Origin of the sequence: Bacillus cereus group sp. BfR-BA-01350 (genome assembly GCF_022663775.1) — a bacterium.
Taxonomy (GTDB): domain Bacteria; phylum Bacillota; class Bacilli; order Bacillales; family Bacillaceae_G; genus Bacillus_A; species Bacillus_A paranthracis.
Genome location: NZ_JAKUGD010000002.1, coordinates 551,354 through 567,328, shown reverse-complemented (window position 1 = coordinate 567,328; position 15,975 = coordinate 551,354). Strand labels below are relative to the sequence as shown.

The window sequence follows — 15,975 nt, the reverse complement described above, 5'->3', positions numbered from 1 at the left end:
GGGTAACGAATAATATTTTATTTTTATATAATAGAGAGTTTAGAAGTTTTTTACTGGGGAATTCTAAAGGACGTATTACAATCAATGTAATTTGTGCTTGTTCAATATGAAGTTAAAGAATGATAAATAAGCCTAAAAGAAAGCAATCTTTTTAACAGCACAAATAATTGCATTTACTCATACAGTATTAGTATGGTACAATATGGTTATTAATGACGGAAAGGAATGATGGGTGGACGATGATTAACTAATCTTATTTTTAAATGTTGAAATTCAATACATTTCAATTTCTAAAAAATAGGATTAGTCTGCCCAATTTCCAAACAACGGTATTGCTATTTATGTTGCGCAATAGCTTATTTGGGTATAAATAATGTAACGACTAATCCTGCCAAATTTATTTGGGAGGATTTTTTTATTCTCCCTTAATGAAAGGGATCGGTATTATGAAAGAACTATTAAAATTAAATGATGTTTATGTTGAAATAAAGGAAAATATGTTGTTAGAGAAAATGAATGTGACAGTAAAACAAGGGGATGTTATCGGATTAATTGGTAAAAACGGTGCTGGTAAATCAACGTTACTTCAATTAATAAATGGGAAGATTGAGCCTTCAAAAGGTACTGTTGAATGGATGCAAATGAACATGACAACAGCATATGTTGAACAAGAAAAAGAATCTTTTGTTAGTAAGGATATAATTGCAAAAGAAGCAGAGCTTCTTGCGAAATGGGGCGTCCCAACGAATGATTTTTTTACTTTAAGTGGTGGTGAAAAGCTAAAAGTTCGATTAGCAAAAGGATTTGCTGAAAATCCTAATGTCTTAATATTAGACGAACCGACAAATCATCTAGATGAGATGAGTACAGAATTTCTCATTAAGCAAATTAAAAATATGAAAGGTACAGTTATCGTCGTATCACATGATCGATATTTTTTAGATGTTGTCGCGACTAGAATATGGTCAATTGAGGATAAGAAATTAATTGACCATAGTGGTAATTATACAAGTTATATGAAAGCACGTGAGCACAAAAGAATGACACAGCAGCGTGAATATGAAAAACAACAAAAAAAGATAGAACAAGTAGAAACTCATATAAAAGAATTAAGCTCATGGTCACAAAAGGCACATGCGCAGTCCACAAAACAAGAAGGTGTGAAAGAGTTTTATCGTGTAAAGGCGAAGCGAATGGATGCGCAAGTAAAATCGAAACGAAAACGTCTTGAAAAAGAGCTTGAGAAAACGAAAGTTGAACGTGTGAAAGAAGATTATTCGGTTGAATTTTCTATTCAAGCGAATAAAAAAGTAGGGAAACGTTTTTTAGAAGTAAAACAATTACGGAAAGAATTTAATAATCGGATATTATTTGAAAACGTTAATTTTACAATTCAGCACGGTGAGAAGATTGCGATTGTTGGCCCAAACGGTAGCGGGAAAACAACTTTACTGAAGATGATTATGGGAAACGAAACTGCTGAAGGAGAAGTATGGATTTCACCTTCAGCAAACATCGGTTATTTAACACAAGAAGTATTTGATTTACCGCTGGAAAAAACACCAGAAGATTTATTTTTCAAAGAGACGTTTGAAGAAAGAGGAAAAGTCCAAAATTTAATGAAACATTTAGGGTTTGAATCTTCCCAATGGAAAGAGCCGATTCGATATATGAGTATGGGTGAACGAGTAAAATGTAAGCTAATGAATTATATTTTAGATGAAAAAGATGTACTTATTTTAGATGAACCTACGAATCACCTTGATCTTCCTTCACGTGAACAGCTTGAAAATACATTAGCTGAGTATAACGGAACACTCGTTATCGTTTCTCATGATCGATATTTTCTGGAGAAAACAACTAATACAAAGCTTGTGTTTGTAAACAATACAATACAAAAGCAGCTCGAAGAACCTACGAAAACAAGAGACGAAATCGAAGAGCTACGTTTAACATTAGAAACAGAGAGACAAGAAGTATTAGGGAAATTAAGCTTTTTAACTTCTAAAGACAAAGAATATAAAGCACTGGATGAACGATTTATGGAACTTACGAAGCAGATTAAGGAGCTTTAATGTAAGTAAGGAGGATTAACATGGGAGAAGAGAGTTTGACTAAGTTATTTAGAATAGATTGTGGAGATCTATACCTGCAAGAGTTTACGATTACAGATGCAGAGAGTATTTATAACATATCCAATCAACCGGAAATAGAAAAGTTTTTGCCAGACTGGAAATCAACAAAAGAACAAAGGATTAATTGGGTTGTAAATTATGAAATACCAGAAAATAAAGCGTTTCTTCATGCAGTGAGAACTACGACTAACATAGATGATCACATATTAAAACTAGGAATATTTAAGAAAACCACAAATGAATTTATTGGATGGTGCTGCACAGGTATGAAAGATGAACTCCCTGCACCGAACAGAGAAATTATGTATGCAGTTTCAAGTGAATATCATAATAATGGTTATGCAACGAAAGCAACGAAAGGACTGATTAACTATTTGTTTGAAAAAACGAATGTAGATCTCCTTAACGCAATTGCTTTAATTAACAATGTAGCATCAAATAAAGTTATTGAAAAATGTAGATTTACTTATTTGGGTCAACAGACGATAGAAAATCAAATGCATAACCATTATGTATTGAGTAAATCCGAATGGATAAAAAATAGTGCTCTGTAAAAGGAATTGAAACGAAATTATAAAAAAGCTTAGAGTTTTAACTCTAAGCTTTTTTACATTCATTTTATAGCTGTTAACATATGAAAGCTACAATTGAGATGACTTATTGATGGAATTGCTTTTCGCCAAAACAGTGGCATCAAGCTGTAAATGTGATAACCATAAAAAAATCATTTACGAAAAGGGGATTGGAATGTTTTGTCGAATGAATAAAATTATGGAAATACCAATTTTTTACTTTAATTATCCTGCAAGTGAATTTCTTTAAGCACAAGTAGAAGAATGCAAGGGGAGAGTGGGATGGTATAAGGAAGAATTCTATCTTAGTCAAAAAAATATATTGTGGTAAGTCTAGTGAGAAAGGGGCATATAAAACTTACGGTTGAGTGCTAGTGGGATAAAATGTTTAATCTATGAAATAGTCTAAATGAAGGAGGAGATGCATATCATTATTTGGTTTCGCCACTTACCACAGATAAGTATGGATTTTTCAGAATGGACGCCTTTTATACAGAGTAATTGGTACCGAAAACATTATATGCAGTTTGTATATTTACTTCAGATAATCATTTTTATGATACCTTATTTTTTTGAAACAGGTTTCACTCATATTAATATATTTTATCTTATCATAATAGGTATCTTTGTCTTCATCATTCACGAATGTCTACATATTTTTGTCATAAGTAAAAAAGGTGATGTTAGCTTAACATTTAGTGGAATATTCTTTTGGTTAAATACAAATGCAATCTTATCTAAAATGAGATTTTGGATCTTTATGAGCCTACCCATTGTTGTATTATCAGTAGTTCCTGCCGTGATGTCGTTCTTTGTATCAGGAAATATCAAATCAATCATGTTATTTATATGTTGGTTAAACACATTCATTTCGGCTTCAGATATTTACAATTCAATATTAATTGCAATTAAACCGAAGAACGCTGTTTTTTGCAATGGCTATTATCAAGTGAAATAGTATTTTATTTGTACCTAAAATATGCTTCAACTAAATACAATAGTTAAAAATATAATATTTGAAAGTAAAAAGGCCGATAAAGCAATCGGTCTTTTATTATTATAATAAAGATTAGAAAATAGCATTGTATTTCAAACCACTATGCAAATATTATAAAATAGTTATACATCGATTATAGTTTGAAATTAGTTTTATTATCAGTTTTTTCAGAAACCTTACAAGCGTGTAAGATAAATGAAAGACGAATCAATATGAGCTGTAAGACAATTCATTTACACTCTGTTATGAGACGTGCAAATGAAGGGAGAATATACATGGAAATTTTACATGCAAAAAGTATTAGTAAAGTATATAAAGGGAAAGTACCTTATAAGGCATTAGTTGATATTGATTTATCAATTCAAGAAGGTGAATTTGTAGGGATTATGGGGCCATCTGGTAGTGGGAAAACAACGTTATTAAATATGGTATCTACTATTGATTCTCCATCATCTGGAGAAATTTTAATAAATGGCACAAATCCTTTCCAATTATCATCAGAAGATTTAGCGTTATTCCGCAGAAAACAATTAGGATTTGTTTTTCAATCATTTAATCTTCTTAGCACACTTACTGTAAAAGAAAACATCGTATTGCCAATGACTTTAGATGGTGTTTCTGTGAAAGAAATGAACAAACGAGTGGAAGAAATTGCAGAGAAATTAAACATTACAGAAATATTAAATAAAAGAACGTTTGAAATATCAGGGGGACAAGCTCAAAGAACGGCAATCGCTCGCGCAATCGTTCATAAGCCGCAATTATTACTCGCAGATGAACCTACAGGGAATTTAGACTCTAAATCTTCAAATGATGTAATGGAGATGCTTGATACTCTAAATAAACAAGAAAAAGCTACGATGATGTTAGTTACTCATGATCCGTATGCAGCGAGTTTTTGCAGCCGAGTAATCTTTATTAAAGATGGTCAACTATATAATGAAATTTATTGTGGTGAAAGTAGGCAAGCATTTTATCAAAAGATTATGGATGTCCTTTCTTTGTTAGGAGGGAAAAGTCATGACTTTTCGTCAGTTCGCATTTAATAATATTTTTCGAAATAAGCGTACATATGCTGCTCATTTTTTAAGTAGTGCATTTTCTATTATGATTTTCTTTACATATGCTCTTTTATTATTTCATCCTGATTTACAAGGGGAATTAAAATCAACAAGTGCAACAATAAGTGCATATGGTACGATGGGATTTACAATTTCGCAAGGTTTGATTTTTGTATTTTCATTTTTCTTTATTCTATATTCAGTTAGTTCATTTTTAAAAACTCGTAAGAAAGAATTTGGTATATTAATGATGCAAGGTATGTCAATGAGACAATTTAAGAAATTATTATTAATTGAAAATATGTTGATTGGATTTGGTTCAATTTGTATAGGGATTTTCATTGGACTCATATTTTCTAAACTAGTCTTATTGATAAGCGCAAGTGTATTAATGATTAATAATGGTTTGCCTTTTTATACACCAGTGAAGGCTGTATTATTAACAATTATCACTTTTCTTTTCTTATTTTTCATTGTTTCACTATTTACATTTAAAATGGTAAAAATAACGGAACTTGTGGAACTTATTCGAGCAGAGGAAAAACCAAAACCTGAGCCGAAATCTTCAATTTTATTATCACTGCTTTCTTTAATTAGTATAGGATATGGATATTTCTCAGTATTTCGCTTCATTTCAAATTCCAGTTTTACTACACTCGGAATGGGTGTCCTACTAGTAATTATAGGAACGTACTTTTTATATACACAGTGTAGCGTGTATATATTACATCTTGCTAAAAGGAGAGAATCTTTCTTTTTAAAGAGAACAAATATATTAACGATTTCTGAATTAATTTACCGTATGAAAGATAATGCAACAATGTTTTTTATAGTTTCTATTGTTTCAGCAGTTGCATTTACAGCGATTGGTACAACAGCTGCAATTGGAAGTAAAGATTTAGTAAGGATGACAAATCCGTATACATTTTTATATGGGGATTTTGAAAACGACAAAGCATTAAATAAAAATCTTTCTATTATAAAAAAACATCTTGCTGATGCTAATATTCCATATCGAATGGCTTCAGCTTCATATATATACACAGAAAGTAATGTAATTGTAATGAAGTTAAGCGAATATAACGATCTTGCTAAAGCACTTGGATATCAACAAGAAACAATTGAAAATGAAGGTGAAATTTTATTAATTCCTGGAGTCGTATCACAAAAACACGAATTTAAAAATGGCGACTATAAAAAAAGTATAGAAGTCATTCAAGGTGAATGGACAAAGACATTTCAAGTGGAAAAAGCTGTAGAAAATTTAGTTTTACCACATGATACTAGAAAAATATATATCGCTGTTCAGGATCAAGTATATGATGAAATACCTATTACTAGTGATCCAAATAATATTCATATTCCATATCGTACTTACGGATTTGTTGTAGACGATTGGATAAAAACGAAGAGAATTTCAAACGAATTAATTAGTACATTCGCGAAAGAAGAAGGTAGTTTTCAATTTCGAGCTTTAACTCTAGATTTGTTAAGTGCGAAGCAAACGAATGGACTATTACTTATGGCAAGTGTTTTAGTCGGAATCGTCTTCTTTACATTCGCTGCTAGTTTTATCTATTTCCGATTATATACGGATTTGGATCGTGATCAACAGCAATATAAAATGATTTCGAAAATGGGATTAGGTAAACGAGAGCTAAAGAAAGTTGTAACGAGACAGTTATTATTAATGTTCTTCTTACCGATTATCATTGCAGTGATACATACCGTAGTCGCTTATATGGCATTACAACAATTACTCGATTTTTCTATTATGAATAGTTCTATCGTAATTTTAATTTCATTTATTTGTATACAAGTTTTATATTTCTTTATAACCCGTTGGCGTTACCTGCAAAAGCTTTATAAGGTTATGGATCAATAGAGTTTATTAGCTTGTAAGACTATATGAAAGTATGTGAAAAATCAATTGTATGATGAAAGGAAACGCGATGAAAAGAACTCTAACTATTTTTATGTTAATGATACTATTATTAATAAGTTTTAGTGCATGTTCTAAAAAGGAGAATCTATTTCCTGCAAACGGTATATTAATCATTGGAGATGAAAATAAAATTTCACCAATTATTAATCGTTATCAGGAAATTACGAAAGAAAATGAAGTGTTTTCTGTAAAAAAAGGTAAATTTGGAAATGGGCAGGTATTAATTTTAAATGAGTCTACAGCACAAGCATTGATTAAAGCTAAAGTTTTTCGTGAAAGAGACAATGGCTCTAATTATATACCTGTAAATACGTTACCAAAATTTCCAAAAGAGGGTTCGCTACTGTTTGCACAAGACGACGAAAAGACTTTGAAAAGTATTAAACTAGAAGGGAAAGAGATTCCTGTCATATACAATAGTGACGCTTGGATAGGTAACAAGCGTATTTATCCAGCACAATGGTATGTAATTGTATCGAAAAACAATGTATATGAGAAAATAAAAGCAAATGAAACAAAAATGCATCTTCTTCAATTTAAAAAATCTATAGGTGACGAAAAACCTAAAATGTCGACAGATAATGCATTGGTTAACGAAAATATCAAAGTAAAAAAGCTAATTAAAGGTTTGGAAGGAGAAGTATCTTTTCAGTTTGTAACGATTGGAGAAAAATCTTAAAAAAGAGTTCGAGCTTGATAGAAACTTTATCAAGCTTGAACTCTTTTTAGTTTATAGACTATTCATATAAAAAAGATTACATTACTTCATTTAATCGAGTCTCGTTTGTTTCCTCAATCGCATTAGTATTTTGAGCCGAATTATTTTGAGCTTCTTTTTCTTTACGAACTTTTTGTAGCATTTCAAGGATGATCCATAAAGGAACACCTTTATCTTTTAACATCTTCCATAAATCTAATTCGTTAAATTTATGCTCTGGCTGTTTCATTTCTTTTTCGGATGAACGAATATCGAACTTGATGGGATCAGTTACTTTCTTACTTTCAAGTTTAGTAGAAGAGATAGTATTATGCTCAAGATTAGATGGAGTTATTTTAGTAGGTTGAGACAATGTATGAATATTTGATCCGATTTTCATGATTTTTCCTCCTTTTGAAGCAATGAGATTAGTTTTCTTATGGTTTTTAAATCTTTTTAACATGAGGAAACTATATCTAATTATAAATTCAAATAAACAGATTTACAAGTTGTATTGTAAAAAGTAAATATTTATCAACATTTGTATATGTTTTCTATATATACAACGTATATAAAATACTTTACATTATGTTTAAGTTATTAAAGCATGCTGTATAGCAAAAAAATGTAAACGTTTTATTAGGGGGGAGAAAGTATGGGGAAGTTATTTTTTAAAATATGTTTTTTTGCATTAGTGGCTGTTTGTTCATTGGTAGCGAAAATAACATATGCTGAAGAGAGACAACAAAATAATTATCCGATCATATTAGTGAATGGATTTGCTGGATGGGGTAGAGAGGAAATGCTAGGGGTTAAATATTGGGGTGGTGTTCATGATATACAGGAAGATTTGAAACGCAATGGTTATACAGTTCATACCGCAGCTGTTGGGCCAGTTTCTAGTAACTGGGATCGTGCATGTGAATTATATGCCCAAATTAACGGTGGAATAGTAGACTACGGTGCCGCACATGCTGAGAAACATGGACATAATCGTTTTGGCAGAACTTATAGTGGTTTTGCGCCGAATTGGAGTGAAACAAATAAAGTTCATTTAGTTGGGCATAGCATGGGTGGACAAACGATTAGAACATTAGTACAGCTATTAAAAGAAGGCAGTTTTGAAGAAAAAAATTATGTGAAAAATCACCCAAACAACAAAATATCACCACTATTTGAGGGCGAGAAATCATATGTTCATAGTGTTACAACATTAGCAACTCCTCACAACGGTACAACACTTGCGGATGGTAGTCTTCTACTACCGTTCGTTAAAGATTTACTCATTACAGCTGCAAGTTTTGGAGGAAACGATAATTTATCACTATATGATTTTAAATTGGATCAATGGGGGTTAAAAAAGAATACTGGAGAGTCCTTTTTCCAATACAGTAATCGTATTCTAAATAGTTCAATTTGGAAAAATACAAAAGATATAAGTCAATGGGATTTAAGTACAGATGGTGCAAAGGAGTTAAATAATTGGGTAAAGACGCAACCGAATGTGTATTACTTATCCTATAGTGGACATGCATCACAAGCGGCACCTATAACGGGTTTACATTTTCCTCATATAACGATGAATAAAGTGTTAATGGGGAATGCATTTTTCTTAGGTTCCTATGCAAGGTATGAAGAAAATCGTCCATTAATTGATACTACTTGGTGGCAAAATGATGGTGTAGTAAATACAAGTTCTATGATTGCACCTTCTTCTAATGCTACTGTAAATAATAACGAGTCATTACAGATTGGGAAATGGAATCATATCGAAACGAAAGCAAATTGGGATCATCTCGACATGGTAGGACTTAGTGTTTCAGACACGTTAGGTTTTTCTAGCATTCAAGAGTTTTATAGAGCAATTGCTGAAAAGTTATCACGTTTACCGAAATAGGTAATAATAAAGCGCTCTCGATGGAATTCGAGGGCGCTTTATATTATATTGAAAGAGGGATTTGGTAGAAAAATATGGGGGGATATTATGAAAATTAAAGTTGTACTATCAGGATATGGAACAGTAGGAAGAGAGTTTATAAAATTACTACATGAAAAATGTTCATATATATATGAAACATATGGTATAGAGTTAGTTGTAAGTGGCGTATTAGGCAGAAATGTTGCAATACATAATGAAGATGGATTATCTATTCATCATTTATTAAGATATGGTGGTGGTAGCTGTGCAATTGAAAAATATATTGAACATCATCCAGAGGAACGTGCAACAGATAACATAAGTGGTACAGTGCTGGTAGAATCAACAGTTACAAACCTTAAAGATGGAAATCCAGGGAAGAGATATATAAAACAAGCGATTGAGAAAAAAATGGATATAGTAGCAATTTCAAAAGGTGCGCTAGTTACAAACTGGAGAGAAATAAATGAAGCTGCAAAAATCGCAAATGTACGAATTCGCTACAGTGGGGCAACTGCTGCGGCATTACCAACACTTGATATTGGTCAATTTAGTTTAGCTGGTTGCCATATTGAAAAAATAGAAGGAATATTAAACGGGACAACAAATTATATTCTTTCGAAAATGAATGAGGAAGATATTACATTTGAAGAAGCACTGAAAGAAGCGCAAAGTAAAGGAATTGCTGAAACGAACCCAATATTAGATGTAAGTGGTTCTGATAGTGCGTGTAAATTGTTACTTTTGACAAACAGTTTAATGGGAACAGAAAATACGCTTACCGATTTACATATAAAAGGAATCGAACATGTTACACAACAACAAATTCGAAATGCTAAAGAACATAATAAATATATTAAATTAATAGCTTCAGCATATAAGGATAAGGATGGTAAAGTGGTTCTTCATGTGGAACCACAAGAAATAAATAAAGATCATCCGCTAGCAAATGTAAATGGGACAGAAAAAGGGATTACGTTCTTTACAGATACGATGGGCCAAGTTACTACAATTGGTGGTGCATCAAATCCACGCGGAGCCGCAGCAGCAGCTTTAAAAGATATAATTAATTTATATCGTAAAGATTTGTCACGTATTAACGGGGAGTAAAGTTAATAATTGATTAAAGTTGTATTTTATAAAACCGTACCGCCCTTTATAAAAAATACCTATGCAGTGGACCTTTTGAGAATGAAATAAATATGCAAAAATAATTGCAGGGGGTAAGAATTTGTTTAAAGATTTTAAAGTTGTGAAAGATCGTCCCGTTTATATTCAATTAAAAGATTATTTAAAGAAGATGATTATGAAAGGGCATTTGCTTGGGAATCAAAAAATTCCCTCAACAAGGGAACTAAGTGAATTACTTAGTGTAAGCAGAAACACTGTACTCGCTGCTTATGCAGATTTAGAGCAAGAAGGGCTCATTTATGCAGTTAAAGGAAAAGGAAATTTTGTTGCGAAGGTTGATATATCGAACACTTCGTCTGTTGAAATAGATTGGAAAAATAAACTTAATACAGTTACCTTATTAGCTGATGAATTAGATTTAATGAAACATGGTGTTCGCTGGGAAAAAGGAATGATTGTTTTTAACAGCATCGCTCCGGATGAAAAGCTATTTGATGTGGAAAATTTCAAAAGAGCTTTTCTTACTCGTATGTCCATTGAAGGTGATGTCGTATTAAACTATGGATACGCAAAAGGTTATAGACCGTTAATGAATTATCTACTTCATTATATGGAAATGAAAGGTGTAGATATATCGAACAAAGATATTTTAATTACAAATGGATTTACAGAAGGATTAGACATTGTAATATCCTCGTTGTCAAAGAAATCAGGTCGAGTTATTTGTGAGAATCCAACTCACCATGCTGCGCTGAAGCTATTCCGCTTACACGGCCTTGAAGTTCATGGTATTGATATGAATGAAGATGGTATTGATACGAATCAAGTTGAAAAAAGCTTGCGTGAAAAAGAGTTTGATTTTGCGTATTTAATTCCTTCCTATCATAATCCAACCGGCATTGTGACGAGTTCAGAGAAAAGAACGGAATTGATGAGATTATTTTCAAAATATAAGATTCCTATTATAGAAGATGGATTTAATGAAGAGTTACGTTATTCAGGTTCACATTTAGCACCATTATTAACTTTTGCTGGTGCTGGTAATAATGTGATTTATATTAGTAGCTTTTCAAAGGTACTTTTCCCTGGCTTGCGTGTAGGCTGGATCATTGCAGATAAAGAACTAATTCATTATTTAGAAAGTGTGAAAAGAGCAAGAACGATTCACACATCTACTTTAGATCAAGCTGTTCTTTTTCAATATTTACATGAAGGATATTTTGAAAAATATTTAAAAAAGGCAAGGTCTGTTTATAAGAAAAAATATGAGTTAGCTGTTGGGGCGTGTAACGAGTACATTCCGTTTCAAAGAATGACCGGTGATGGTGGACTTCATTTATTTATAGAGTTAGAAGAAAAAATTCATGCCCGCACACTTTTGCAAAAGTGTTATGAGCAAGGGGTTACTTTTTCTCCTGGAGATGTGTTTTATTCTGATGGAGGAGGAGCGAACACGTTTCGATTAGGATTTTCACGTTTGAAAGAAGAAGAAATAGTTCGGGGAATCAAAATAATCGGTGATACAATAAAGTGAAACTTTAATCAGTGGGGGGGTCATCCCCCACCTAACTGCATTGCTTCCGCTGAATTTTGAGGTGGGGGTCTTACTGCCCGTTAATGCGGGATAAAAAACGAAATTTGGAGTTGAGGAAATGAGAATTGGCGTTATTATGGGAGGAGTATCCTCTGAAAAACAAGTATCCATTATGACTGGAAATGAAATGATTGCAAATTTAGATAAAAATAAATATGAAATAGTACCAATTACGTTAAATGAAAAAATGGATTTAATCGAAAAAGCGAAAGACATTGATTTTGCATTGCTCGCATTACACGGAAAATACGGAGAAGATGGGACAGTTCAAGGAACGCTTGAAAGTTTAGGTATTCCTTATAGCGGGAGCAATATGTTATCTAGCGGTATATGTATGGACAAAAACATGTCAAAAAAGATTTTACGTTATGAAGGAATAGAAACACCAGATTGGATTGAATTTACAAAAATGGAGGATCTAAATCTTGATGAATTAGATAAGTTAGGATTTCCATTAGTGGTAAAACCAAACTCTGGTGGTTCAAGTGTTGGGGTAAAGATTGTCTATGATAAAGACGAACTAATTTCAATGCTGGAAACTGTGTTCGAATGGGATTCTGAAGTAGTAATAGAAAAGTATATTAAAGGTGATGAGATTACATGTTCCATTTTTGATGGAAAACAGTTACCTATCATTTCAATTCGACATGCGGCTGAGTTCTTTGATTACAATGCGAAATATGATGATGCAGGTACTATTGAAGAAGTTATCGAACTTCCAGCTGAACTTAAGGAACGTGTAAACAAAGCGTCACTGGCTTGCTATAAAGCATTAAAATGTAGTGTTTATGCAAGGATTGATATGATGGTGAAGGACGGTATTCCATATGTAATGGAGGTTAATACATTACCAGGGATGACACAAGCAAGTTTACTACCAAAAAGTGCAGATGCAGCGGGAATTCATTATAGTAAACTATTAGATATGATTATTGAAACTTCATTAAGAGTAAGAAAAGAAGAAGGGTTTTAAGTAGCGGCATTATGAATACTTTTGACAGTAACAAGAAGTATGTTATGATGAATACGATACGAAAATAAAATATTTATCCACTAGGGGGGCCTATTATAGGCTGAGATCAAATTGGAATTTGAGACTCTTAGTACCTGATCTGGTTAATGCCAGCGTAGGGAAGTGGGAAAGACATTGCTGTTTCATGTATAAATATTGTCAATTTCACTTTCTTTACGTCTGTAAAGAAAGTTTTTTTGTTTTACAGATTTAATAATGGTGGGTAAATACTTAAATTTCATACATAATTGGAGGGATTTACATGACTTTTTCACAATCATTACGTAAAGAAGTAGACTCAATTTGGGAAGCTAGTTTTCATCATCCTTTTGTAAAAAAACTTGGTGAAGGAACGTTAGATTTAGCTAATTTTCGCTATTACGTGCTTCAAGATTCATATTATTTGAGTCACTTTGCTAGAGTACAAACATTAGGAGCTGCAAAAGCGCTTGAATTAGAAACGACTGCTCGCATGGCACATCATGCTCAAAATACATATGAGGCGGAATTATCTTTACATGAGAACTTTGCGAAGAAACTAGGGGTTACACAAGAAGAAAAAGATAATTTTATCCCTGCTCCAACTGCATATGCATATACTTCACATATGTATCGTGCTGCGTATGAAGGACATTTAGGCGATATTATTGCAGCAATTTTACCTTGCTATTGGTTGTATTATGAAATTGGTGAGCGTTTAAAAGAGTGTAAGCCAGAAGAGCCAATTTATAAGGAATGGATTTCTGCTTATGGATCCGATTGGTTCCGAACACTAGTTGAAGAGCAAATTACACGATTAGATGCAATAGCTGAAAAAGTAACAGAGGCAGACCGAAATCGAATGAGACAACATTTTATTATTAGTAGTCAATATGAATATTCATTTTGGGAAATGGCTTATACTTTAGAAAAGTGGCCAGTGAATACAGAAGTAAAAGATGTAATTGGATAAAGAATGGAAGTAATGTTATAGATAGGTAGGGATCATGCCTATCTATATATTTTTTCTTGTCAAATTTGCGTAAAGTCAATCGTGCTGTGGATATGACGAATTGGCATATCGATAAGTTAGCTAATTTAATTTTCTATGCATTAACTGGATAAATTTTTGCCACATTTATCCCACTTTAATGGGCAGTAAGACCCCCACCTCAAAATTCAGCGTAAGCAAAGAAGTTAGGTGAGGGATCAACTGCCCATAAAAGTCCGATTGGTGAGGGCTGATAATCAGTGTGGGATGAAGAAAACCCCCACTGATTAAAGTTTCGCTTTATTCTATACTCAAACACGTTAACATATTTTGTTACTAATCCAACTTCAGATGCATAACGTAATGGAATGAAATTCTACATTGAGCGTAAAGGATACGGCATCATGGTTATTGAGAATTGAATTGAACTTAGTAACCATGAAGATATAACACTAGAATTCAAATTCTATAATTTCTATTTATAAAAATGAGCCCATAGTAAAAATAGGTACATAAACAAGGTGCATCATCTAGTGATAAGTCATACTTTGTTGGTGTATGTATTGAACTTAGTTTATAGCGCTATTGCTACTTAGATTTAACGAACAGAAATATAGGAAACCATCTATGAGGTTGTATTTTATAAACGGAGGTTATGAAAATGAATCAGTTTCAACAAGAACTACAAACGTTAAGTCTTAATGATTACCGGTCTGGAGATATTATGTATTGGGATCAGCAAAACCAATATCCATATTACTATATTGAAGATGCTGCTCGTCGTTGTGGTGGCTGTGGTCGTTGTGGAGGTTGCGGCGGTCGTTGTGGTGGATTTCGTTGTGGTGGGTTCCGTTGCATTGGTTGCTTCGGTTGTTTTGGCTGTGGAGGTTGTGGCGGCTGTGGAGGTTGTTCTAATTGTTTTAATGGTACTTCTGATACTATTATAATATATGAATATTAACTACATTTATCCCACTTTAATGGGCAGTAAGACCCCCCCACTAATTAAATTTTCACTTTATTAATTAAAAAACATTAGATTTATACATGTACATGTCGACAAAGAATATAGCCATCGCTAATGGGTATGTTCAATTATTCAAGTGAAAGAGTAATAATAAGATATATATGTGTAAATCAAAATGAGATAGATAAAGCAATGACTAGATTTAAAATCGAATCATTGCTTTTTTCTTATGTTTTTACCATCAAAAATCTGTCTAATTAAGGGATCAATTGTGGATTGCTAAAGAAATTATTACAAATATGTAAGGTTAGTGTAATGTTAATCGATAGTAAATTAAGATACTTGAGTGTATTTTAAATAGGATTAAAAAGTACTGTTTATCTATAAAATATTGGGTAAATAATATTTAATTAGGAAGTGTATTAAAATGATTGAATTTAAATCTATTATCCATTCGTACAAACTAAAGAGAAAAATAGCTAAAGATTTATACGGAAACAGAGATGAATTGACAATGTTATTAAATGAACTTAATAACATGAAAAGTACTGTAACATCTGAAAAGAAGAAAAATAATATATTATCTCGTTTAGAATTAATTTATCAAAATATGAAATTAGATAAGCTGTATCCTCTTCCAGTTTCTATTAATAATAAATTATTCGAGCGAGTAGAAAAAGAATCTCTACATACTATTGAGGATGGTGTAAACTGTCTACATTACATGTTAGATATGAATTATGAGAAAATAAAACAATATGGATCGAATACAAGTAGGTCATTTGTTCCGTTATCGCAGTCTTCCATTTGTCTTGCTGATTGTATTTGTTTTACAGGATTTGTATTAGGTTTACTAGGAGCAATTTCATTTGGTGGATTCATGTTATCTATATGTTCAATTACATAGAGGCTGATATTTGTAAAGAAGAGCACCGAGTTAAGGTGTTCCTTTTTGTTTTTTTGTAAAATTATTGTA

Annotated in this window: 14 protein-coding genes, 1 pseudogene and 1 riboswitch; of the genes and pseudogenes, 14 read left to right on the top strand and 1 reads right to left on the bottom strand. The window is 32.3% G+C overall.

Annotated elements, in window-relative coordinates:
* Window positions 1-446: 446 nt before the first annotated feature.
* The 6 genes from abc-f to MR147_RS07080 all read left to right on the top strand — a co-directional run bounded on the left by abc-f (window position 447) and on the right by MR147_RS07080 (window position 7,389).
* Window positions 447-2,075, top strand: a complete 1,629-nt coding sequence (gene abc-f / locus MR147_RS07105) for a ribosomal protection-like ABC-F family protein (protein ID WP_242303874.1) — start codon at window positions 447-449, stop codon at window positions 2,073-2,075.
* A gap of 20 nt (window positions 2,076-2,095) precedes the next feature.
* Window positions 2,096-2,689: a GNAT family N-acetyltransferase gene (locus MR147_RS07100; RefSeq protein WP_242303873.1), complete on the top strand. Its 594-nt coding sequence runs from the start codon at window positions 2,096-2,098 to the stop codon at window positions 2,687-2,689.
* A gap of 439 nt (window positions 2,690-3,128) precedes the next feature.
* Window positions 3,129-3,665 (top strand): DUF3267 domain-containing protein, encoded by a 537-nt coding sequence (locus MR147_RS07095; protein WP_000547457.1) that lies wholly within the window; start codon window positions 3,129-3,131, stop codon window positions 3,663-3,665.
* 314 nt (window positions 3,666-3,979) lie between these two features.
* On the top strand, window positions 3,980-4,750 hold the full coding sequence (locus tag MR147_RS07090) for an ABC transporter ATP-binding protein (RefSeq protein ID WP_074608773.1): 771 nt from the start codon (window positions 3,980-3,982) through the stop codon (window positions 4,748-4,750).
* The gene (locus tag MR147_RS07085; RefSeq protein ID WP_242303872.1) at window positions 4,725-6,650 is read left to right on the top strand and encodes an ABC transporter permease; all 1,926 of its coding nucleotides are present in this window, start codon (window positions 4,725-4,727) and stop codon (window positions 6,648-6,650) included. The genes MR147_RS07090 and MR147_RS07085 overlap by 26 nt, the downstream gene beginning before the upstream one ends.
* Window positions 6,651-6,717: 67 nt before the next feature.
* Window positions 6,718-7,389: a lipoprotein BA_5634 family protein gene (locus MR147_RS07080; protein WP_074608819.1), complete on the top strand. Its 672-nt coding sequence runs from the start codon at window positions 6,718-6,720 to the stop codon at window positions 7,387-7,389.
* A 76-nt stretch (window positions 7,390-7,465) separates the two neighbouring features.
* Here the strand turns inward: MR147_RS07080 and MR147_RS07075 are convergent, their stop codons facing one another.
* Window positions 7,466-7,807: a DUF3914 domain-containing protein gene (locus MR147_RS07075; RefSeq protein WP_242303871.1), complete on the bottom strand. Its 342-nt coding sequence runs from the start codon at window positions 7,805-7,807 to the stop codon at window positions 7,466-7,468.
* A gap of 255 nt (window positions 7,808-8,062) precedes the next feature.
* Between MR147_RS07075 and MR147_RS07070 the strand changes: the two genes are divergently transcribed.
* The 8 genes and pseudogenes from MR147_RS07070 to MR147_RS07035 all read left to right on the top strand — a co-directional run bounded on the left by MR147_RS07070 (window position 8,063) and on the right by MR147_RS07035 (window position 15,906).
* Window positions 8,063-9,304, top strand: a complete 1,242-nt coding sequence (locus tag MR147_RS07070; protein WP_242303870.1) for an esterase/lipase family protein — start codon at window positions 8,063-8,065, stop codon at window positions 9,302-9,304.
* A gap of 87 nt (window positions 9,305-9,391) precedes the next feature.
* On the top strand, window positions 9,392-10,435 hold the full coding sequence (locus MR147_RS07065; protein ID WP_070172271.1) for a homoserine dehydrogenase: 1,044 nt from the start codon (window positions 9,392-9,394) through the stop codon (window positions 10,433-10,435).
* A gap of 121 nt (window positions 10,436-10,556) precedes the next feature.
* On the top strand, window positions 10,557-11,990 hold the full coding sequence (pdxR, locus tag MR147_RS07060) for a MocR-like pyridoxine biosynthesis transcription factor PdxR (protein ID WP_242303869.1): 1,434 nt from the start codon (window positions 10,557-10,559) through the stop codon (window positions 11,988-11,990).
* 118 nt (window positions 11,991-12,108) lie between these two features.
* Window positions 12,109-13,023: a D-alanine--D-alanine ligase gene (gene ddlB / locus MR147_RS07055; protein WP_242303868.1), complete on the top strand. Its 915-nt coding sequence runs from the start codon at window positions 12,109-12,111 to the stop codon at window positions 13,021-13,023.
* A 72-nt stretch (window positions 13,024-13,095) separates the two neighbouring features.
* A riboswitch (TPP riboswitch) is annotated at window positions 13,096-13,201 on the top strand.
* A 123-nt stretch (window positions 13,202-13,324) separates the two neighbouring features.
* Window positions 13,325-14,014 (top strand): thiaminase II, encoded by a 690-nt coding sequence (gene tenA / locus MR147_RS07050; RefSeq protein WP_242303867.1) that lies wholly within the window; start codon window positions 13,325-13,327, stop codon window positions 14,012-14,014.
* A 679-nt stretch (window positions 14,015-14,693) separates the two neighbouring features.
* Window positions 14,694-14,993, top strand: a complete 300-nt coding sequence (locus MR147_RS07045; RefSeq protein ID WP_001071397.1) for a heterocycloanthracin/sonorensin family bacteriocin — start codon at window positions 14,694-14,696, stop codon at window positions 14,991-14,993.
* 68 nt (window positions 14,994-15,061) lie between these two features.
* Window positions 15,062-15,260 (top strand): annotated as a pseudogene (locus MR147_RS07040) (site-specific integrase); the annotation flags it as partial.
* A 166-nt stretch (window positions 15,261-15,426) separates the two neighbouring features.
* The gene (locus tag MR147_RS07035) at window positions 15,427-15,906 is read left to right on the top strand and encodes a homoserine dehydrogenase (RefSeq protein WP_175570699.1); all 480 of its coding nucleotides are present in this window, start codon (window positions 15,427-15,429) and stop codon (window positions 15,904-15,906) included.
* The last annotated feature ends 69 nt before the right edge of the window (window positions 15,907-15,975 follow it).